This is a genomic window from Microbacterium sorbitolivorans (assembly GCF_003327285.1).
GTDB classification, from domain to species: Bacteria; Actinomycetota; Actinomycetes; order Actinomycetales; family Microbacteriaceae; genus Microbacterium; species Microbacterium sorbitolivorans.
The window spans coordinates 95,666-117,355 of sequence record NZ_KZ848477.1 but is presented as its reverse complement, the minus strand read 5'-3'; the positions used below and the strand labels follow the sequence as shown (position 1 = coordinate 117,355).

The 21,690-nt window shown below is 66.7% G+C and carries 17 protein-coding genes; 10 read left to right on the top strand and 7 right to left on the bottom strand.

Annotation, left to right across the window (positions count from 1 at the left end):
* Nucleotides 1-34 precede the first annotated feature (34 nt).
* The 5 genes from DTO57_RS13710 (at nt 35) to DTO57_RS13690 (ending at nt 7,570) form a co-directional block, all read left to right on the top strand.
* Nucleotides 35-1,294, top strand: coding sequence for an MFS transporter (locus DTO57_RS13710; protein ID WP_114118801.1), 1,260 nt, complete (start codon nt 35-37; stop codon nt 1,292-1,294).
* On the top strand, nt 1,287-2,219 hold the full coding sequence (locus DTO57_RS13705) for a LysR family transcriptional regulator (RefSeq protein ID WP_114118800.1): 933 nt from the start codon (nt 1,287-1,289) through the stop codon (nt 2,217-2,219). The genes DTO57_RS13710 and DTO57_RS13705 overlap by 8 nt, the downstream gene beginning before the upstream one ends.
* A 170-nt stretch (nt 2,220-2,389) precedes the next feature.
* On the top strand, nt 2,390-3,559 hold the full coding sequence (locus tag DTO57_RS13700) for an asparaginase (RefSeq protein ID WP_114118799.1): 1,170 nt from the start codon (nt 2,390-2,392) through the stop codon (nt 3,557-3,559).
* Nucleotides 3,560-3,642: 83 nt separating this feature from the next.
* Nucleotides 3,643-7,026 (top strand): AAA family ATPase, encoded by a 3,384-nt coding sequence (locus tag DTO57_RS13695; protein ID WP_114118798.1) that lies wholly within the window; start codon nt 3,643-3,645, stop codon nt 7,024-7,026.
* An 88-nt stretch (nt 7,027-7,114) separates the two neighbouring features.
* Complete coding sequence (locus tag DTO57_RS13690) at nt 7,115-7,570, top strand: hypothetical protein (RefSeq protein ID WP_162785787.1); 456 nt, start codon at nt 7,115-7,117, stop codon at nt 7,568-7,570.
* Between the two features lie 209 nt (nt 7,571-7,779).
* On the opposite strand, the gene DTO57_RS13685 is transcribed toward DTO57_RS13690, so the two are convergent.
* Both DTO57_RS13685 and DTO57_RS13680 read right to left on the bottom strand, forming a co-directional pair.
* A complete protein-coding gene (locus DTO57_RS13685; RefSeq protein ID WP_114118796.1) occupies nt 7,780-8,613 on the bottom strand; it encodes a hypothetical protein in 834 nt (277 codons plus the stop codon).
* Complete coding sequence (locus DTO57_RS13680) at nt 8,591-9,688, bottom strand: hypothetical protein (protein ID WP_222843277.1); 1,098 nt, start codon at nt 9,686-9,688, stop codon at nt 8,591-8,593. Before DTO57_RS13680 ends, DTO57_RS13685 begins: the two co-directional genes overlap by 23 nt.
* Nucleotides 9,689-9,991: 303 nt before the next feature.
* On the opposite strand from DTO57_RS13680, the gene DTO57_RS13675 reads away from it, so the two are divergent.
* Nucleotides 9,992-11,128, top strand: a complete 1,137-nt coding sequence (locus tag DTO57_RS13675; RefSeq protein WP_114118795.1) for a TRAFAC clade GTPase domain-containing protein — start codon at nt 9,992-9,994, stop codon at nt 11,126-11,128.
* Nucleotides 11,125-11,451: a hypothetical protein gene (locus tag DTO57_RS13670; RefSeq protein WP_114118794.1), complete on the top strand. Its 327-nt coding sequence runs from the start codon at nt 11,125-11,127 to the stop codon at nt 11,449-11,451. The genes DTO57_RS13675 and DTO57_RS13670 overlap by 4 nt, the downstream gene beginning before the upstream one ends.
* A gap of 85 nt (nt 11,452-11,536) precedes the next feature.
* Here DTO57_RS13670 and DTO57_RS13665 read toward each other — a convergent pair whose 3' ends face one another.
* The gene (locus DTO57_RS13665; RefSeq protein ID WP_162785786.1) at nt 11,537-12,085 is read right to left on the bottom strand and encodes a hypothetical protein; all 549 of its coding nucleotides are present in this window, start codon (nt 12,083-12,085) and stop codon (nt 11,537-11,539) included.
* A 278-nt stretch (nt 12,086-12,363) separates the two neighbouring features.
* On the opposite strand from DTO57_RS13665, the gene DTO57_RS14435 reads away from it, so the two are divergent.
* Together DTO57_RS14435 and DTO57_RS13660 are read left to right on the top strand one after the other, a co-directional pair.
* Entirely contained in the window at nt 12,364-12,528 is a 165-nt protein-coding gene (locus tag DTO57_RS14435; protein WP_162785785.1) for a hypothetical protein, read from the top strand.
* A 3-nt stretch (nt 12,529-12,531) separates the two neighbouring features.
* On the top strand, nt 12,532-14,295 hold the full coding sequence (locus DTO57_RS13660) for an HNH endonuclease signature motif containing protein (protein ID WP_114118792.1): 1,764 nt from the start codon (nt 12,532-12,534) through the stop codon (nt 14,293-14,295).
* Between the two features lie 362 nt (nt 14,296-14,657).
* Here the strand turns inward: DTO57_RS13660 and DTO57_RS13655 are convergent, their stop codons facing one another.
* Genes DTO57_RS13655 through rfbA form a run of 4 tightly spaced genes read right to left on the bottom strand, consistent with a single transcriptional unit; the run spans nt 14,658 to nt 18,902 of the window.
* Entirely contained in the window at nt 14,658-15,470 is an 813-nt protein-coding gene (locus tag DTO57_RS13655) for a serine hydrolase domain-containing protein (protein ID WP_114118791.1), read from the bottom strand.
* A 5-nt stretch (nt 15,471-15,475) separates the two neighbouring features.
* Nucleotides 15,476-17,041: a sugar nucleotide-binding protein gene (locus DTO57_RS13650; protein WP_114118814.1), complete on the bottom strand. Its 1,566-nt coding sequence runs from the start codon at nt 17,039-17,041 to the stop codon at nt 15,476-15,478.
* Nucleotides 17,041-18,033, bottom strand: a complete 993-nt coding sequence (rfbB, locus tag DTO57_RS13645; protein ID WP_114118790.1) for a dTDP-glucose 4,6-dehydratase — start codon at nt 18,031-18,033, stop codon at nt 17,041-17,043. Before rfbB ends, DTO57_RS13650 begins: the two co-directional genes overlap by 1 nt.
* Nucleotides 18,033-18,902: a glucose-1-phosphate thymidylyltransferase RfbA gene (rfbA, locus tag DTO57_RS13640; protein WP_114118789.1), complete on the bottom strand. Its 870-nt coding sequence runs from the start codon at nt 18,900-18,902 to the stop codon at nt 18,033-18,035. The genes rfbB and rfbA overlap by 1 nt, the downstream gene beginning before the upstream one ends.
* A 55-nt stretch (nt 18,903-18,957) precedes the next feature.
* Here rfbA and DTO57_RS13635 point away from each other — a divergent pair, with 55 nt between their 5' ends.
* Nucleotides 18,958-21,165 carry a glycosyltransferase family protein gene (locus DTO57_RS13635; RefSeq protein ID WP_114118788.1) on the top strand — a complete coding sequence of 736 codons (2,208 nt, stop codon included), beginning with the start codon at nt 18,958-18,960 and terminating at the stop codon, nt 21,163-21,165.
* Nucleotides 21,166-21,690: the final 525 nt, after the last annotated feature.

Here is a 21,690-nt window from a genome sequence, read left to right as displayed (position 1 = left end):
TATAACGGAAACATAGGCGCGGCACGATCGAGGGATGACCCCTCGACCCGTTTCGCCTCCGCTGCGCCGCCGATCCGTGCTCGCCGTCGCCGTGGCAGGCCACGCGATCGAGTGGTACGAGTTCGCCATCTACGGCATCGTCGCGGCCTACATCGCGGCGGCAATCTTCCCCAGCGATGACCTGACCGTATCGCTCTTCGCGACCTGGACGGCCTACGCCGTCGCGTTCGCCTTCCGTCCACTCGGCGGACTCGTCATCGCCCACGTTGCCGATCGCGCTGGTCGCGGCCGCGCGCTCTTCCTCAGCGTGCTGTTGATGAGCATTGCGACCACGCTGATGGCTATCGTGCCGGGGTGGGAGGTTGCGGGGCTGTTCGCGCCGATCGCATTCAGCGCACTGCGCGCGCTGCAGGGCTTTGCCGTGGGCGGCGAGATGTCGAGTGCGGTGTGTTTCACACTCGAACGCACACCCGCCGCTGAACGTCCGCGTGCCGCGGGAGTGCTCGCCGCAGGCACGTTCGCGGCGTCACTCGCCGGATCCGTCGTCGCGTCGCTACTGATCGCCACGATCACCGACGAGCAGATGACGTCGTGGGGATGGCGGGCACTCTTCGCTTCGGCCGCGCCGCTGGGCATCATCGCGCTCGCGCTCCGCGCACGAGCGGTTGAGCCATTACGGCCGTTGGACAACGCGGTGTCTCCCGTGCGCACGGTGTTGCGCGAGCACCGACGTGCGGTTAGCCGCTTCGCTGGCGTCGTTGTCTCGTACAACGTCGCGCTCAGTTGCGCGTTCGGCGGGTACCTCAACGAGATGTTGCTCGTGGGGTTCTCGCGCGGCGAAGCCGTGCGGGTGAATACCGCGACGTATGCGATGCTCGTCGTCGCGATTCTTGCGTTCTGTGGTCTGAGTTCTCGGATCGGTCGTCGAACGACACTACGGTTGGGGCTTGTCACGATCGCCGTGGGCTTTGTCGCCCTGATGGTGACCGTGCGCACCGGGACGCTTTCTGGTGCGATGCTCGGCGGAGTCGCGATTGCATTACCCATCGGCATCATCGCGACGCCCGTGTACCTCGCGCTCGTCGACGCGTTTCCGCGCGAGGTGCGGGCAACCGCCGGAGGACTGGGCTTCAACATCGCCGCAGCCGTCGGAAGTGCCGTGCCCGCACTTGCGCTTGGGCTTCGTACGATGATCGGCACGGAGCACGGTCTTGCCGTGATTCTCGCGGGTGCCTTGACGGTGTCATCACTGATCGTGTGGCGAACGCCAACGGAGGAGGCCGTTCATGCTTGACCTGACCGCGTTGCAGAGCTTTGTGGCCGTGGTGCGCACAGCATCGGTCGCTGAAGCGGCGAGACGCACCGGCTACAGCCATGCCGCGGTGTCGCGCCACATCGCCTCTGTCGAGGCTTGGGCGGGGCTCGAATTGTTCCAGCGCACCGCGCGCACGATCCGCCCATCGGTCGCGGCGCGGATCCTCGCTGATCGGGCGGATCTTCTGATCGACGAGGCACGGCAGTTCGAGCACGACGCGCGTGCGCTGTCGAGCGGGAACATCGGCGAACTGCGGGTGGGCTATTTCCGCGCGGCCGGCACCACGATCGTGCCGCGTGCGTTGGCACAGTTTGCGGAGCAACGTCCCGCCGCACAGGTAGCGCTGAGCGAATACGCATTGACCGAGGAAGTCTCAGATGCCCTTGTCGCAGGCGACATTGACGTGGGTTTCGTCTGGGGATACCCCGACGTTGGCGTTGCCGGGTTGCAGCTGACGCCGCTCTTCGATGAGTCACTTGTGCTCATGACGTCGATCGAACGTGGAGAACTCCACGAAGATGCGAGCGACCTCTCGCGGCTCGTCGGCGAACCGTTCGTCTCAGCCATCGGGCACAAAGGCGCACCGCCGATCATCGACAACATGTTCATTGCCGAGGGCCTTCCTGCCCCGACGGTCGCGCATCGGTCGCCGGATCATGCGATGACGCGAAGCCTGGTTGCGGCCGGCCTTGCGGTCTCGTTGCTGCCTGCCCTCGGCGTCTCGGATCCATACCCCGGCGTACGCAGATCGATCGCGCGCGAGAAGTTCCGGCGCACCTGGCTTGCGACGGTTGCGGACGGTCGCAATCCGCTCGCCGGGGCGTTCATCGACGCCGCATGTGCCGCTGCGGCCGAGTACACGGGGTTCGGCGTGACGCCCATGCGCTCTTCTTCGCGTCGCTGAGCGAACGGCCCGGTACTCCGTGCAAGGCGAGTACGAGGCGAGAACCCGCGGAATCTCCGGTGGATCCGAATTATGTCGGGCGTATCACGCGGCCCCTTTCGTGGGCCGGGCGGCTCATAGCGTGAGCAGTGCCCCGCGTAAGGGGCATCCCCCGCACAGAAGGATCACACATGCACCGCAATCCTGCTCTTCTTGCACTTCCCCTGCTGATCGCTATCGCCGGTCTCACGGCATGCACCGCCACGGCGACCGCCGACGATGCTGAGCCGCTTGAGACCACCGCGGCGTTCGAGGAGGCCTCGGCCGATCTGCCCAACGTCGTCATCCTCGACGGTGGTGGCACCATCACCTCCACAGCCGAAGGCCCCGCCGATTACACGAACTACGGCGGTGATGGTGTCGATGGCATCGGCGAGATCCTCGAGCGAATCCAGCCCGATATCGCAGAGGTCGCCAACCTGACGATTGTTGACGGAGCGATTCCCGGCTCCTCTGCCTCGACGGTCGTGAAACAGCTTTTTGACATGACGCTTCAGCTCGATTCGATCCTGGCGCAGGACGATGTGGATGCCGTTGTCGTGAACACCGGAACGAACATCATGGAGGAGATCGCGTACTGGAGCGACCTCACCGTGCAGTCTCAGAAGCCCGTCGTCTTCACCGGATCGATGCGCCAGGCCAACACCTATTCGTTTGACGGCGAAGCGAACTTGTTCAACGCGATTCGCCTTGCGGCGAGCGGGCAGACCGAGTGCTACGGCACTGTCATGCTGATGAACGACCAGTACTATGCGGCGCGCGAGGTCACGAAGACCGACGCCTGGCGCACCGACACCTTCTCTGGTGGTCAGTACGGCGCGCTCGGCACCGTGGACGGCCAGCACTTCCGCCACATGCGAGACACCGCCCGCGTGCAGTCATGTGGAACCGACGAGTGGGCAACGCCGTTCGATCTCTCGACGGTCGACTTCGATGACCTCGCATCGGCGGAGATCGTGTTTAGCTATGTCGAGGCTTCTGATGTGCCTCTGCGAGCGCTCGTTGATGACGGCGTGGACGGCATCGTCACGGCCGGCCACGGTGCCGGTGGAATCTCGTCTGCGCAGGCCGAGGCCCGTACCGAAGGCGTGGAAGAAGGCACCGTTTTCGTGACGACCACGCGTACGGGCTCCGGAGCGATCTACGACGACGGAACTCCCGGCGTGATCGGTGGGCTCGACCTCACGCCGCAGAAGGCCCGCGTACTGCTGCAGCTCGCGCTGACGTTCACGGATGACTCGGAGCAGGTGCGCGAGTGGTTCCAGACCATCGGCGCGCAGGACTTCGCTTCGGCTGAGTAACGCGACGCAAGGCCGGGTCCTTCGGGGCCCGGCCTTGTTTCGACGTATCGCGCCGAGGGAAACCTCGCCGATAGGGTCGAAGCATGGCGAAGCTGAGGGTCGGAACGGGCTGGGGCAAGACAGATCTCACGACGGCGCTGCAACGCGCGACACCCGGCGACACCCTCGAGCTCGATCCGGGGCACTATCGCATCGGCATACTGAACATAGACGGCATCCAATTGCGCGGCGCCGGCACCCGCGGCGAGGTGGTACTCGAAGGCAAGCTGTGCACCCACGGCCAGTGCGCTCTGGCGAACCTCGAACTGCGATCTGAGCCGTACAACAACGCGCTCTCGCTTGAGTCGTCCGACGCGTCAATCCGTGCCACAGACTGCGTCATCGTCGGCGACCCCGCGGCGAAGTTCCCCGCGGTATGGGTAGACGGCGGATCCGTGGTGCTCGAACGCACCACCATGCGCCACGAGCCCGGCACGATGGCCTTCAATCTGCTGAAGGGCGCAAAGCTACACGCGACTGGTTCGCGCCTCGGCAGATTGCTCGTGCAGGGCGCGACCGCCGACCTCATCTCGTCGCTCGTCACGTTCATCGACGCGAGCGAGGCGGCACGGGTGAGCTCCTTCGGCTCGCTCGCGGTCGAGCCGCAGCCGGGCGACCGCATCCTCGTGGCCGCCGGCCGATCGGTCTGCCGCCTGCCGCAGCTCGCGCTGACGGCGGGATACCAGGAGGCATACGCCGACGACAGCATGGTCGAGATCGGTCAGGTGGATCAGGCCGGCGGCATCGACCTCACCGTGCAGAGCACCAACGGAGCGGCGGTGCGCAGCGCGCAGGCCGAGGTCGTGATCCAGGATCTAGATGCACCGGATCCCGAACCCGAACCGTCGCCGGAACCCGCGGTGCGCGAGCCCGCCTTCGCGACGTGGCCGATCGAGCATGCGAACGCGAACGCCTTCGTCGTGCACGTCGCTCCTGAGCTCTACCCCGGCGACACGCTACTGCTCGATGAAGGGGAATACCACCTCGACGACCTCTTCACGTGGGGTGTGAACGTGGCGGGGCGCGGGAGTGCGCACCGCACGGTCATCCACGGCGGCCTGAGCATCGCCGAGGGCAAGAGCGTCGAGATCGCGAACGTGACGATCAGGCCCGGCGCCGACGCCAACGCGATCCAGGTGGTCGCGGATGCCGAGGTGACGCTGCGGGGCGTCATCCTCGACGCCGACGAAGCCGCAACGTTCCCAGCGCTGTTTGCCTCGGCGGGCGTCGTGCGGCTGTCTGACTGCGCGATCGGTGCCTCGGCTGATCTGAGCGCGGGAGGGGCGGTCATCGAAGGAAGCGCCGTGCTCGACGCGGCCTCCAGCACGGTCGCGCGGCTTGTCACCCAAGAAGGCGGGCACGCGAAGCTCACGGATTGCCGCGTGCAGACGCTGATGGCGATGGGCTCAACGATCGTCACCGCCGGCCAGCTCACCGTGGCGCCGAACGACCAGAACCTGCTCTCGATCTACGCCGTAGATGAAGCGGTGATCGATATCGAGCAGCTGTCTGCAGAAGGAGAGATGCCGGCGCGGGCCGAAGCGTCGCGGCTACGCATCGGCGAGTTCTCCTCTGCGGTGAACGAGCGGATCCAGCTCGAGAAGGCGGGCATCGTCGATCTCGATCTTCCGGCGGGCAGCTTTGACGTCTTCGAATACGACGAAGACGGCCAGCTCGTATCGGAGCCCGAAACCGCGCACGCCGGATCCGCAGCGGGCGCGCACGCACCGGCCGGTGGATCCGAGCCGGCGCCGCCCGGCGCCGCGGACGCTGTCGCGGATCCGGCACCCGCTGTCGACATCGATCACCCGCTCGCCGAACTGCACGCCCTGATAGGGCTGGAGACGATCAAGAAGCAGGTGCAGGGGTTCATCAACGCCGTGAACCTGCGTCGCATGCGCGCCGAGGCCGGGCTGCCGGCCGACAAGGATTTCTCGTTGCACAGCATGTTCCTCGGCAACCCCGGCACCGGAAAGACGACGGTGGCGCGGCTGGTGGGTAAGGCGCTGCACGAGGCGGGCGTGATGGAGTCGGAGCTCTTCGTGGAGGTGCTTCGGACCGACCTGATCAGCGACAACATCGGCGCCTCCGCAAAGCTGATGCGTCAGCGGCTGGAGGAGGGTGCCGGCGGCGTCATCCTGATCGACGAGGCGTACGCCCTCGCCAAGCAAGACAGCGCGGGGTTTGCGGACGAGGCGATCACCGAGCTGCTCGTGTTTATGGAGAACCACCGCAACGACACGATGGTGATCCTGGCCGGGTACCCCGACAAGATGCAGGACCTGCTGAGCGTGAACGAGGGCATGCGTTCGCGCATCAAGCACCGTTTCGACTTTGAGGATTACTCGCCGGCCGAGATCGCCAGCGTCGGGCTCTCGCAGTTGCACGAGGGGCGGTACACGGTGAACGAGGAGCTGTATCGTCGCGTGGTCACCGCCGCGTATTCGCAGAGCGCCGACCGCAGCAATGCGCGCTGGGTGCGCAACTTCAATCAGGATCTGCGCGCGAAGCTCGACGAGCGCGTGATCCTGTTGCCGAACCCGACGGTCGACGATCTGACGCGTATCGACGATGCCGACCTGCACGCGCTGGCCGGCGGCAACCCCACCGAGCGGCGGTCTAAGCTCGACAGGTTGCTCGCCGAGCTCGACGAGATGATCGGTCTCGACTCGGTGAAGGCGTGGATTCACGAGCTCGTGGTGCTTGCGGAAGACAACCAGGCATCGCTAGAAGAAGACGGATCTATGGAGCGCCCGAACTACCACATGGCGTTCACGGGCGGCCCCGGTACCGGCAAGACGACGGTGGCGCGCATCATCGCCGGTATCTTCCACGCGCTCGGCGTCTTGCACACGCCAAACGTGACGGTCACGGATCCGAGCACGCTGAGCGGGGTGTGGCTGGGTAGCAGCACTGAGAACGTCACGCGCGCGTTCGACGAGGCGATGGGCGGGGTGCTCTTCGTCGACGAGGCGCACCAGATGCGTCGGCGTGAGCACAACAACGTGCACAACGACGAGATGGTCTCGACGATGATCACCCGTCTGGAGAACGACCGCGATCGCTTCGTCGCGATCTTCGCCGGGTACACCGACGAGATGGACGCGTTCTTCCAATCGGATCCCGGGCTGCGCCGCCGTATCCCCACCGTCATCGAGTTCCCCGACTACACCTCGGAGGAGGTGGCGCAGATCGTCGCGCGCGTGCTCTCCGACGGTCGCACGTTCGATGAGGAGCTACTGCGATCCGTCACCGTCGAGGCGTACGACGCGACGCCCGCGGGGGAGCGCAGCAACGGAGGCTGGGCGCGCAACTTCGCGGAGGTGATCATTAAGAAGCACGCCGCGTACCGGGTGAAGCACGCGGTGCGGGGCGAGGAGCGCCGCCGGATTCCGGACGAGGTGATCGAGGGGCTCCGGCCGGCGTGAGCGTCTGGCCGAGATCTTCACGCAGCTCGACTTCGTGCCCGACGAACATGACACCACCCAGGCGATGTTCGAATCGGAGTATACGGACGTGACGCTTTCGAGCGCATGCCTGGCCCTTCTTGGCGTCGATTTCGAGAGCTCCGCCGAGGTGCAGGAGGGAACGCTCCAGTTCGGTACGAGTGTTGACCGCACGCTCACCGCGGTCGTTGCCAGCCTCCCCGACGCGGACAAGGCGTCGTACGTGCGCGGCATGTTGGATCCGTATGCGTTCGAGGTCTGCACGGATGATCCCGCACTCACGTACGACGGCGAGCCGGTCGATGCGCAGGTCACGGTCGGCGAATCCGATGTGACGGGCGCGGACGAGGCCGACTCGGTGCGCCTTGATGCAACTATTGACGACTCTGCCGTGTCGGTCATCGGCCAGGTTGCTCAGGTCGACAACAACCTGATCCTCGTCGTCGGCTGGGACCCGAGCACGAACGAACGCAACTCCCCGCTCGCGACCCAGATGTTCATCGACGCGATCGCCGGGGAGAGCTGAGACGCGCTTCGTTAGTTCGAGTTATCGGGATAACTCGAACTAGCGAGGGCGTTAGTTCGACTTACGGCGATAAGTCGAACTAGGGCACGCGGTCGCGCGTCATCCCACGCGGGCCGCGGGGCAGGTTTCGTTTCCTGTCATCAGCGCGGAAATCCTAGATCAGCGGATTGGCCTGCCTTAAGAAGGACGAAGGCGAGTTCTTGGTGCTGTCAGGCTTTCTGCGCGTCTCCACGCGAGAGTGCGTCTATGAGGTCTTGGGCGAGGAGTGCTGTCGACACGGAGACGGTGTCGGGATCACCGACGCCTTGCTCTGCGCGGCCGGCCATGGCCGATCCGATCGCATCCGGCCCGCTGGCGAAGTAATCCTTGAGATAGCTCAGGGCCACCTCAGTCACTTTTCGGCTCAGATCATCAGCTAGCAGTCTTGCCGTAGCGTGCGCCAAATCAGCGGTTTCGGTGGCTTGAAGGATCCGGTACAGATCGTGGGCATCTTTATCTTGCAGGCGCTCAGGATCGTCGACGCGTTCGCCGATCTTGTGGAGCTTCGCGACGAGTAGTGCGGCATTGCCCGCAACCTTTGCTGTGGAGCTTCGTGAGTCTTGTGGGTCAAGTGAGCGGATAAACATCTCGCTGTTGTCGACAAGCGCCGCCTCGAGACCGACCGCTCGGCGGGTGGCGTGCTTATCGTGAGGGGGAATCTCGGCCGAACGTCTACCTTTTCCGGCGAGCCGTTCCGGAATCATCAAGTCAATCGGAATACCGTCGGGTCGCACCCACGCGCCTGGCTGGTCCGTGGGGAGGAATCCAGCGCGACGCATTGCCGCTTCGAGGAGCGGGTCGTCGTGGAGCTCGCGCGGATCGATCGTCACGTCGCTGTCTTTGGTTGTCTCAGCTAGCGCGACCTTTAGTGATCCTGTGCGAAGGTATACCGCCTGCGCCCCAACTACGATCACGGCGTCGCGCTGCTCGTCGAGCGCTTCGAGTACGTCCAAGAGCGCAGATCGCGCTCGAACGAGGATGTCACTGGAGATTGCGCCAGTCATCTTCGTGTCCTTTCATCCATTCCAGCAGTTCTTCGGCCTCGCTGGGCGACCTTCCTGGCCCGGTCATGAGATCTACGGCGGCTTGGGCTGGCGCAACCACGCGAATCCCATCGGGCCGGTTGGACGCACCGCGCATGAGTGCAGGGAAGGCCGGTGAAGCGAGGAGAACGTTTGCGCCGCTGTCAGTCTCGCGCAACCCCATGAGCTTCGCAGTTTCAACGACCCCCTGAGTGAAGAGCATCGCTGACCGAGTTGGTGCGTATTCCGCCCAAGTAGAAGCCGCAATGGTTCCGGTTGCGGCGTAGCCTTCGTAGGAACTGTTCCGTAATTTCTCTAAGGCATGGTCTAAGCCTCGAGGTGCGATCCATCGAGTGACCGTGTTCGTGTGCAAGAACTCGTAGTCGCGACTCCACCGGCGAAGGATTTGGCTCCAGTCCGGGACGTGAATGAGGCCATCGTCACGGGTGACGAGTGCTTCGCTACTCAGGAAGTCGACGACTCGGTAGACAGAACCCGTTGCAGCCTCTGACGCGGTGATGAGGGAGCGCATCTTCCAAGGGCCCCGGGTATCGATCAGCGCACGCACGACCTGCGCCGCTGGGGCTCCGTTCAGCGTGCTCCTCGGGCGCCCGGGACCGCGCCATGGGTCGTGGTTCGCGCCACGATCACCAATGAAGAGCGCCGGTCGTTCTGAATGAATGTAGATGTTTCCTGTTGCATCAACATAAGACAGCTCGGCTTCCTTGAGTCGCTTCCGGGCTGTTTCCGAGAGGTACCGGGCGGCAACGAGAGGGATGTCGGCTTGCTGTGCCTGAAGTGCGCCGTGGAGTCGCTCGGCTAGACGTGGGACGTCGCGCGGTTCAACCAGCCGCTTTGTCTCGACAGCAATTCTGCACACCAGCTCGGTTGCTGTTCTCAGCGTGTACCACGCGTCGATACCGTGGTCTGGCCTCGAAGGCACGGGCTCGCGCGACAGGGTCCAGCTGCGAGGGAGCCTCTGCTGTAGCGAGGACTCGACGACGGCGATCAGGTCGGATTCCCTCATCTCGGGCGGCTGTCCGGTGCGCTGGTACATGTTCAGATAATACCAGGGCTCCGTAGTCAACGGAACTCTGGCGTTAGCTGAACGTGGAGCGTATGCAAAGCGAGATGCGCAACTCCTGATTTGGTGATGCGAGCGTACCGGGTTGCTCCGGCTCATGGCTAGGGGGCCTCATCGTGGCGATGGCGACGATGGTGGTACAGCGCCCGGTCGAGCGAGCAGCCCGACCGTGTCGTTCGTCACGCGGAGAAGCCGCAGGCCAACTAACCCCGCACGCGGCGCGCGCCATCCCGCGCGGGCCGGCCCGCGGATCCGGTGCGGGTTTACCATGCTCGTATGCAGCGAGGGAAAACCCTGGATCAGCAGATTGCGGTCTTTGGCGAGAGCGGCAGCGGCAAGACGGTGTTGCTGTCGTCGTTTTATGGGGCGACGCAGGAGGCGTCGTTTCGCGGGCGCGCGCTGTTTGACGTCGTCGCCGACGACATCGGGCAGGGCACGCGGCTACACCGCAACTATCTCGGCATGCGCGACTCGGCGATGGCGCCCACGCCGACGCACTTCGCCGCGACGTCGTATGCGTTCTCGCTGAAGCTGAAGCATCATCGCAAGAACGAGCGCTTCGATGCGGTGCGGCTGACGTGGCACGACTATCCGGGCGAGTGGTTCGAGCAGTCGGTGAGCGGGCCGGAGGAGGCGCACCGCAGGGTGGAGACGTTCCGGGCGCTTCTCGGATCCGATGTCGCTTTCCTGCTCGTCGACGCGCAGAAGCTGCTCGATCACGCGGGGGAGGAGGAGCGCTATCTCAAGTCGCTGCTCGGAAACTTCCGCAACGGGATCCTCTCGATGCGTGAGGGGCTGCTGCGCGGCAAGGGGCCGCTGATCCAGTTTCCGCGCATCTGGGTGATGGCGCTGTCGAAGGCCGATCTGATGCCGGAGGCCGACGTGTATGCGTTCCGCGACCTCATGATCGCGAAGGTTGCCGACGAGATCGACGCGCTGCGCGAGACGATCGCGGGCCTCATCCAGGGCGGATCCGCGTTGTCGGTCGGCGAGGATTTCATGCTGCTGTCGTCGGCGAAGTTCGACCCGCAGCGCATCGACGTGAGCGAGCGGGTGGGCGTTGAATTGATTCTGCCGATCGCGGCGATGCTGCCGTTCGAGCGGCACGTGCGGTGGGCGCAGCGGAAGGAGGCGCCGGGCAAGGTGCTCGAGCAGCTGAACAGCGGGGTGAACCTCATCGCCGGCGCCCTGCTCGGGCGGCTCATCTCGCGCACCGGGCCCGTGGGATTGGTCATGAAGCTGCTGAGCGCCGACCTCGTCGACGAGGCCTCGCGCCTCGCCGGAGACGCCCTGCGCAAGGCGAACGAAGAGGCGAAGTCGAAGCACGAGAACGTCCGCGCGATCCTCACCAGCTTCCGGCTCGAGCTCGACGAGGCCGAAGAGAAGGCCGTGCTGATCCGGAGCCGGCGATGAGCCTCATGTGGGCCACCCGCGGTCGCCGCTGGGGCTTCCGTTTTCTCGAAACGGCCGGGCATGCGGATCCGCTACCCGCCTACGACGCCGCCTTCGGCGCCGTCGGCGACGAGCGGCGCGCGTGCAGCCGGGCGGGCGACGTGGTCGCGCTGCGGTTCCCGGATCCGCTCGGCCGGCGGGACCAGGCCGGCCGGGAGATCCCACACGAGTTCGTGGTCACGGGCGAGCTCGCCGCGCGCGTGCACACGGTCGACGACGGCATCGCGGTGGTGTGGCCGCTCGTCGCCGAGAGGTATGCCGCGGTGTGGGATGCGGAGCCCTAGTATCGCGTTTGCAGAGATTTGACTATCGCGTTTGCAGAGATTTCAGTAACGCGTTTGCAGATCTTCCGCGTTGTTTCTGCCTCGCCTACGCCGACATCGTGACCGGGGCGAAGTCGATGTTGAGGCGCTCGGCGGCGCACAGGTCGACGAAGGCCTGCGAGGCGAGGACCATCGACGGGTACGTGCGGTCGCGCGCTAGCAGGAAGTCGTCGCTCGCGTCGCCGCGGTAGACGACCGACAGCGGGAACCTGGATCCGCTCGACGAGGTGCGCCAAGAGGTCGCGTCGGGGTCGAGCAGGTCGCGATATTCGCGGATCCGCGGGAGCACGAACGTGAGTTCCTTGCCCTTGCAGGTGATCGCGCACGCATAGCCGGGCACGTGGGCCGCGAGGCGCTCGGAGAAGAGCGGGATCGGCAGGTTCGCGGAGAGGTAATCGGACTTCTCGAGCATGCGCGGGCGGAACCGCCCCTGCGCCTCCGCGGTGATGCGGGCGCCGTGCTGGATCGCGCGGTCCAACGGATCCGCGTCTTCGCCCATCACGAGCGCGTTCCAGATCCGCCGATCCGGATCCGCGATGTCGATCACGTCGCCGCGCGTGGGAGCCGTGCTGACCAGGGAGTAGAGCTGCGTCATGGTGCCCATCATGGCGTATGGGGGTGTCCTCCCGGTGACGGGTCGGTTCGTTTGTCGGTGGGGCGCGACCGGGCTCGTTTCGTTTGTCAGTGGTCGGCGATTGACTGAATCATGGACATTTTCGGCAGGGCTGGCGGGCAGGGCGCGGTGGTGCGCGACGTGTCCGTCCGGCGAGCCGCGTCTTCTTCGTGGGCACGATCGCGGTGGTGCACGGACGCTTCAGATCCGTCGCCGTACCTGCTCGCTTCGTTTGTCAGTGCTCGGTGATGGACTGAATCATGGACATTTTCGGTGTGGCTGGCGGGCCGGGCGCGGTGGTGCGTGACGTGTCCGTTCGTCGACCCCGCGTGTTCTTCGTGGCCACGATCGCGGTGGTGCTCGGACGCTTCAGATCCGTCGCCGTACCTGCTCGCTTCGTTTGTCAGTGCTCGGTGATGGACTGAATCATGGACATTTTGGGCGGGGCCGTCGAGCAGATCGAGGTGGTGCGCGATCTGCTGGGCTCCGCCGATAACGTCGCGGGAACGACGCCGCAGCTCGGCGACGACGATGTCATGGGAAAGATGCGACGGCTCGGCGATGATGCCGTCTTCGACATCTCGCAGCACATCGCCGATGCGAGGCGCGCGCTCGACAGCGTGGAGGCTGTGGCGATCGGCGTGATTGCCGAGCGCTCGTCGCGCGAGGCGGGGCAGGACGGGCTCGCGCAGAAGCGTGGGCACCGCAATGCGGCGGCGTTGGTCCAGACGATCACCGGATCCGGAAAGGCAGCAGCCAATCAGCGGATCCGCGTGGGCCGCGCCGTGCTCGAGGGCGCGCCCGCGGGTGGCGAGCGGCCGGATCCGTGGCACGCCCCGATCGCCAGCGCGTTGCTGTCGGGCGAGATTTCGACCGAGCAGAGCGACGCGATCCGGATGGGTCTCGATGCGCCGCCCGAGGGAATGGAAGACGCGTGGCGCGGAGCCGCACGCGACCTCGTGAGGGAGGCCGCGGAGCGCACGCTGGAGGAGTTGCGGGCGCAGGCGCGGCTCTTGCGAGATCTCATGGATCCCGACGGCGCCGAGCGCCGCTTCCTCGCCCGGTACGACGCGAGATCGTTCCGTTCGTGGACGACGGCGGAGGGTATCCACCGGGCCTCGATCGTGTTCGACGACGAGGGCTTCGCCACGGTCTCGACGATCGAATCGGCGGCGCTACGACCGCGGCGCGGAGGCCCACGCTTCGTCGACTCGGCCGAGATCGAGGCGGCGAAGAAGCTCGTGGACGACCCGCGCACCAACGACCAGCTGCTGTACGACCTGATGCTCGACCTGCTGAACGCGGGCGCGGTCGCCGACGCGGAAACGGTCCACGGCACCCGCAAGGCGGGCGTCCGCATGGTCACGATCGTGAACGACCCGCCCCCGCCCACCCACCCCCGCGAGATCGCACCCGTTTCTGAGGGCAGGACAGATCCTGGTGGGCAATCCCGCGAGATCGCACTCATTTCCACTGGCACCGCGGATCCCGACGGAAAAGCCCGCGAGATCTCATCCGTTTCTACCGGCACCGCGGGCGCCGGCGCTGGTGCCCGCGAGATCGCATCGATTTCTACCGACAACGGGCGAACTCGCCGAGGTGCAGCCGCGGCTGTCGACAGCACGAGCTCGGATATCGACCAACGCGCGGGCGGCGCTCGACATCGAGACGCCGCGGGCCCACCACCGGGCGAAAACAGATATGGCGCTGGAGGCATGAAGCCTCGGGGAGGGTATACGGAAGACGGCATGCGTCCTCTACCCCAGGCTGCCATCGAGCAGCGCATCTGCGATACGGGCACGGTGAAGGTGACCGTTGACGGGTCCGGCGATCCACTCAACGTTGGCCGCGAGAGCCGGCTCTTCACGAGCCCGCAGCGCGTGGCGCTCGCGGCGAGGGACGGCGGATGCCGCTGGCCGGGATGCGAGAGCCCGGCGTCGCATTGCGAGGCACACCACATTGATCCGTACTCGGAGGGCGGACGCACCGACATCGATCGCGGCATCCTGCTCTGCCGCTTCCACCACATGCACCTGCACCATCAAAAGTGGCGCATCACGCGCGACGGCAAGGCCGAATTCGTCCTCCGGGGCCCCAACGGCGAGACCCGCGAGATGCCGCGCCGAGCAGGACTCCGCCATCTCTTCGAAAACTACGAACCACCCCCGCGCCGCTTCCGCCAACAGGAGTGACCCGCGCGACCGCCCCACGGTAGCCGCCCGCGGGCGTTCGGCAAGGCTCTTCAGCCTCGGCTTCGAGTCCGCATCAAGGATCGGACTGGATTCCGTGCCGTTATGGGTTCCGACCGCCGAGAGCGACTTCTCTCGGCGCACGCTCACGAACACACGCGAGCGTGACCCGGCACCGCTCAGGACCCGCGGAACTGCGCGGCCCTGCACACGCACCGTCGGACTCGTACTCGCGCGTCGCCCCGCGATCACGGCCCGCGCGGCCGGATCCGGAACCACCCGCGCCACCGCGCCGCACCCGCAACCCGCACCCGTGCGAAACGCGCCGCACCCGCGCCCGCGCGCGGAACGCACCGGATCCGCGGTCAGCTCATCACGAAGGCGGCGAGCTCGTCGGCGCCGAAGTGGTCGTCGGCGGTGATCGTCACGACCGCGTCGGGGCGGAACAGCACCATCTGCCCGTACGCTCCGTGCAGGCGCCATCCTTCGCCCGGGCCGCGCCACGCGCCCAGCGCGTAACCCTCGTACCCCGGACCCGCCGTACGCGAGAACCAGTCGCTGTGCATCGCGTCGATCCAGTCCGATGCCACCAGCCGCCGGCCCTCGTATACGCCACCGTCGCGCAGCAGCACGCCGAGCCGCGACATCTCCTCCGTCGTCAGCGAGATGCCCTCGCCCGCGAGCACGTGCCCGCCGGGGCAGCGCCGCCACGAGATGCCGTCCCACCCGAGCGGAGCGAACAGGCGCGGCTCGAGCCACTCCTCCACATCGCCCACGCGCGCGGCGAGCGTGCGCATCGCGACGTACGTGCTCGCGTTCGCGTACTGGAACACGCGCCCGCGCGGCTCGCGCGCGAGGAACGACGTATACACATCGTCATCGTCGAACATCGTCGGCGACCACGGATAGTCCACGCCACTCGTCATCCGCAGCAGATCGCGCATCGTGTAATCGTGCGCGACGACCTCATCCGGATCAATCAGACCCTCATCCCGCGCCATCCCTACCGCGAGAACCGCGATGGCCTTCGCGACCGAGTGGATCTCCTCGCGCACGTCCGGCGCCCACCGCCGCTCGGCCGTCTCGTCGCCCGCGCGCACGTGCACGCCGTGCGCGACGAACCCGCTCTCGTCAATACGGGATCCGATGCGGTCGAGAAGTTCGCTTGCGACAGTCACACTGCCTATTCTCCCGCGCGCAGGTACTCCACGAGCGAGGCGTCGGCGTCGGCCGGCACGAAGCCCGTCGCCTCGATCTTGTTGAGCGACAGCACGCTATTCGCCGGCCGCGGCGCGATCGGGCCCTGCGCGTTCGCGAAGTACGCCTCCGTCGACGTCGCGCTCACGCGCCCCGCGTCGTGGCCCGTCAGTTCGAACACGCGCCGCGCGACGTCGAACCAGCTCCCCGCGGCACCGGATCCCGTGAGGTTGTACGTGCCAAACGGCGCGCCGCTCTCGAGCAGGTGCCGGATCCCGCGCGCGATCTCGCTCGCGAAGCTCAGCCGGCCGATCTGGTCGTCGACGACCGCCGGATCAATTCCACGCGACGCCAGCGACGCCATCGTCCGCACGAAGTTATTGCCCTCGCCGATCACCCACGACGTGCGCACGATGTAGTGCCGCGGAGCCGTCGACGCCGCCACATCACCCGCCGCCTTCGACTGCCCGTACACGCCGACCGGCGCGAGCGCCGCGCTCTCGTCGTACGAGGTCTCGGATCCGTCAAAAACGTAGTCGCTCGACACGTGAACCAGCGTGATCCCGTACTCGGCCGCGATCCGGGCGAGCTGTGCGACGCCCGTCGCGTTCGCCGCCCACGCGCCCGCGCGGTCGGTCTCGGCCTTATCGACCGCCGTGTACGCGCTCGCGTTGATGATCGCGCCATAGTCGCGCCACCGCCGCGCGCCCGAGATGTCGCTCGTGAGATCCAGGTCGTCCCGACTCGCAAACTCGATGTGCGAAGGGACGGATCCCGCACCGATGGATCCCGCGCCCGCGAGCGAACCCGCGCCGGCGGATCCGGCGCCCGCACCCGCGCGCGAAGCGGCATCCGCGGATCCGGCGCCCGCACCCGCGCCCGCGCGCGAGGCGGCTTCCGCGGATCCCGCGTCGGAGGATCCGGTGCCCGCGCCCGCGAGCGCGCCCGCGGATCCCGCACCCGCGTACGAGTCACGAAGCGCGCGCCCAACCTGCCCGTTCGCTCCGATAATGAGGATCTTCTTCGGCGCGATCGGCACCACGTCGGCGAGGCGTGGGTGTGCGCGATCCTTGTCCGACAGCTCGGCCTCCGACAGCGGAATCGGCCAGTCGATCGCGACCGTCTCGTCGGCGAGGTTCAGGAACGAGTACGACGCGTCCGGCGACCAGTGATCGTTGACGAGGTACGTGTACGCGGTGCCGTCCTCGAGCACCTGGAACGCATTCCCCACCCCGCGCGGCACGAAGATCGCCTTGTCGGGCCCGATCTCGGCCGTGAACACGCGCCCGAATCCCTCGCCCTCGCGCAGGTCAACCCACGCACCAAAGATACGTCCGGTCGCGACGGACACCCACTTGTCCCATGGCTCTGCGTGGATCCCGCGCGTCGTCCCCGCGGTCGCGTTGAACGAGATGTTGTTCTGCACGGGCCCGAAATCGGGAAGCCCCGCCGCGACCATCTTCTCGCGCTGCCAGTTCTCCTTGAACCAGCCGCGGTTGTCGCCGTGAACGGCGAGGTCGAACAGCAGCAGGCCGTCGATCGTGGTCTGCATCACTGGCCCTTCGACGCGTAGAACGCCTCGACGCCGTCCTTCGACGCCGCCCACCAATCCTCGTTATCGCGATACCACTGGATCGTCGCCTCGAGCCCCTCGCGGAAGTTCGTGTACGTCGGCGTCCACCCGAGCTCGCGGCGCAGGCGCGACGAGTCGATCGCGTACCGCAGGTCGTGCCCGGGCCGGTCGGTCACGAGATCGTAGGCCGACGGATCCTGCCCCATCATCTCGAGGATCGTCTCGACGACGACCTTGTTGTTCTCTTCGCCGTCGGCGCCGATGAGGTACGTCTCGCCGATCTCGCCCTTTTCGAGGATCGTCAGCACGGCCGACGAGTGGTCGTCGGCGTGGATCCAGTCGCGCACGTTTTCGCCGGTGCCGTAGAGCTTCGGGCGGATCCCGCGGATCACGTTCGTGATCTGGCGGGGGATGAACTTCTCGACGTGCTGGTACGGCCCGTAGTTGTTGGAGCAGTTCGAGATCGTCGCGCGCACCCCGAACGAGCGCACCCACGCGCGCACGAGCAGATCCGACGCGGCCTTCGTCGACGAGTACGGCGACGACGGGTTGTAGGGCGTCGTCTCGGTGAACCGCTCGGGGTCGTCGAGCTCGAGGTCGCCGTACACCTCGTCGGTCGAGATGTGGTGGTACCGCACGTCGTGGCGGCGCACGGCCTCGAGCAGCGTGTACGTGCCGATCACGTTGGTGTCGAGGAACGGCCGCGGGTTGTCGAGCGAGTTGTCGTTGTGGCTCTCGGCGGCGTAGTGCACGACGGCGTCGGCCTTCGCCACAAGCGAGTTGACAAGCGAAGCGTCGACGATGTCGCCCACCACGAGCTCGACGCGGTCGAGGCCCTCGATCGAGGCCTTGTTGCCCGCGTAGGTGAGCTTGTCGAGCACCGTGACGGTGTGATCCGTGTGTGCGATCACGTGGTGAACGAAGTTGCTACCGATAAAACCGGCGCCGCCGGTGACCAGGAGATGCGCCATTATCGGCCTTCCTTCAAGAGGTTGAGCAGGTACGTTCCGTACCCCGACTTCACGAGCTTCTCGGCGCGGGCGCGCAGACCGTCGTCGTCGATGAAGCCGCGACGCCACGCGATCTCCTCCGGGGATCCGATCTTCTGCCCCGTGCGGTGCTCCATCGTGCGGACGAAGTTGCCGGCCTCGATCATGTCGTCGAAGTTGCCGGTGTCGAGCCACGCGGTGCCGCGGGGGAGAACCTCGACGTTGAGGCGCCCGCGCGACAGGTATTCGCGGTTGACGTCGGTGATCTCGTACTCGCCGCGCGCCGACGGCTGGAGGTTGCGCGCGATCTCGACCACGTCGTTGTCGTAGAAGTAGATGCCCGGCACCGCGTAGGTGCTCTTGGGCTCGGCCGGCTTCTCCTCGAGCGACAGCGCCCGACCGTCGTCGTCGAATTCGACGACGCCGTAGGCCGAGGGATCCGAGACCGAATACGCGAAGACCGCGCCGCCCTCGAGATCCTTGAATCGCGCGAGCTGCGAGCCGAGACCCGGGCCGTAGAGCAGGTTATCGCCGAGCACGAGGGCGACCGAGTCGTCGCCGATGAAGTCGGCGCCGATCGTGAACGCCTGCGCGAGCCCATCCGGCGAGGGCTGCTGCGCGAACGTGATCGAGATGCCGAACTGGGATCCGTCACCCAGCAGGCGCTCGAACCCGGGCGCATCGTGCGGCGTCGTGATCACGAGGATCTCGCGGATCCCCGCCAGCATCAGCGTCGACAGCGGGTAATAGATCATCGGCTTGTCGTAGACCGGTGCGAGCTGCTTCGAGATCCCGAGGGTGATCGGGTTGAGGCGCGTGCCGCTGCCGCCGGCGAGAATGATGCCCTTCATAGCCTCCATCGTGTCATACGGGCCCGCAAGAGAACGGGAAGCTAGCGTAGCCAGAGTGGATTCGACGCGTGACACCTTCTGGCAGCGGCTTCACTGGCCCCTGCTCTCGACGCTTCTGACGATCGCGCTCGCCGCGTCGCGCGTACTCATCAACCCCCGGTTCTATTTCACCGACGACACCGAGCGCGGATCCTTCGGGCAGTGGTGGGCGCTCGGCGAGTACCTGTCGCGCGGGGAACTGCCGATCCTGGATCCGTCTGCCTGGCAGGGCGGCAACTACTTCGCCGAGGGACAGTGGGGCATCCTCAGCCCCATCACGTGGCTCATCGGGCTGACGGCATACGCCGCGCCCGATGCCGCCGTGCACGTCACGATCTGGAAGATCGCGTTCCTCGCCGTGTTCTCGATCGGCATGTACCTGCTGGCAACCCAGTTCGGATCCTCGCGCCCGTGGGCCGCGCTCGTCGCCGTGCTCGCGCCGGCGGCCGGGTTCACCGTCTACATGGACGCCGCCAGCTGGTCGACCGGGCTCTTCGACGCATGCCTGTTCCCGCTCGTGTGGTGGGCGCTGCGCCGCGCCGTCGAGTACGGCAAGTCGCCGTGGCCGTACGTGCTCGCGAGCTTCACCCTCATCACCATCGGATACGTCTTCGGCGTCATCGTCCTCGTCGTCGTGCTCGTCGCCACCCTCGTCGAGCACATCGTTCGCCGCGACCGGATCCGGATCCTGCGCACCCTCGCCGCGAGCGCGTGGGGCGCGCTGTGGACGCTCGTCATCTACCTGCCCGCGATGGCGACGAGCGCCGTCACCACGCGCAGCGAGGCGCCGTACGAGAACACCGGATTCCTCAACGCCGATGTCGCCGACCTCTTCACGACGGCGTCACCGCTGACCACCGGATCCATCTACTCGTGGAACGGCTACACCGACGGACCGCTGATGTACATCGCGTGGATCCTGCCGCTCTTCCCCCTCTTCCTGCCGATCGCGCGCGCCCGCACCCTCGTGCCGGTCTTCGTTCTCGGATCCGCGATGCTCGCCTTCGTGCTCGGCCCGAGCGACCTCGGCGCGATCCGCTGGCCGATCCGCATGATGCCGTACGTCGTCATCGCCGTGCTCGTCGTGTTCGCCGTCGCGGCCACGCGCGCGTACCCCGAGCGCATCACGCGCGCGAAGGTGTGGTGGTCGTTCGGCCTGATCGTGGCGATGGCGTACATCACCTGGGTCGCCGAGATGTGGTCGTGGAAGTCGATCCTCGTCGCGGCCGCCCTGCAGACGGTCGCGCTCGCCGCGTTCAGCTTCACCGGATCCGCCTCGGCGAACTACGTCGCCGGCCGCGCCCCGCGCTGGCAGCGGCAGACGAACCTCGTGGTGGTCGCGTCGCTCGTGGTCACCCTCGGCGTCGGCGGGGTGCAGATGCTGCAGTGGCGCGAGTCGCCGCTGCCGGGGGTTGACGCGCCGACGTCTACCTCTGCTCTGGAGTCGGTGCTCGAAGACGCTTCGGGCGACGCGATCGTCGTCGGCGACTATATGAAGGGTGCCACGGATCCCGAGAGCTGGGACGAGCGCCTCATGGCGAACCTCTGGTACCTGAGCGACACCAACGTGTCGAGCGTGTACACGGTGCTGCCGTTCTCGGCGTACGCGACCGACCTGTGCAGCGACCTGCGCGGGGTGACGTGCGACGACGCGCTCGACGTGTTGTGGTCGGTGGACTCGGAGACCGGGCTGCCGGTGGCCGACCTGCTGGATGTGTCGACGATCATTGCGGCGAAGAAGACGTTCCCGTCTCAGCCCGTTGCCCCCGACGGATGGCACCTCGCCGAGGACGGCGACTACACCTGGCGCTTCGACCGCGACGAGCCGTTGCCGTCGGCGGGCGGCGTGACGTGGACGGGCGAGGGAACCTTGATCGCCGACGAGACGGTGAGCGACACGTCGGTGTCGTTCACGGTGACGTCCGTCGGATCCGACCCCCGTGTGACGCTCTCGCGCCTGCCCTTCCCGGGCTACTCGGTCTCGGGGGCGACGCTCACGGACCCGGTGCGTGACTACCTGCTGACGGTGTCGCTCGCCGACGCTTCGGTGGGCGACACGGTCACGGTGACGTTCCTCCCGCCGCCCTTCCCGGTGCTGGTGGCCTCGTTCGTGGGCGCGTGGCTGGTGCTGCTGGCCTGGCTGATCGCCCGCGCGGCGGCCCGCCGGGCCACCCGCCGCTCCGCCCCGGCCCCGGCCCCGGCTTCGGTTGCGGGCGACGCGTAAGTCAGCCACCCCCCGCGAGGTCGCACTCTTTTCGCGAGGTCGCACTCTTTTCGCGAGGTCGCACTCATTTCGCGAGGTCGCACTCATTTCGCGAGGTCGCATTCGTTTCGCGAGGTCGCACTCGTTTCGCGAGGTCGCACTCGTTTCGGTGCGATCTCGGCAAATGAGTGAGATCTCGCGGGCCGGGCGCCGGATCCACGGGGCTACGCCGCTCGCGCGCACGCGCGCGTGCGCGAGCGGCGCGTACGCGAGGGGCGGACACAATGGGTCGCCATAAAACGCCGCCTCCACGTACCTCGAAGCGACGTTTTGTGGCGACCCACTGTGGAGCAGCGGCCCACCTCCCGCGAGGTCTCACTCATTTCGCGCGAACGCCCGGAAAAGAGTGCGATCTCGCGAAACGGGTGCGACCTCGCGGATCCGGATCGCGCGCTGATCCAGCTCGCGCGCAGAGCGCGGCAGCGCGGGTCTGTCGCCGGCCGAACCCGCGCGCACGTACCCGCGCGCGAGAGCGGACACGGTGGG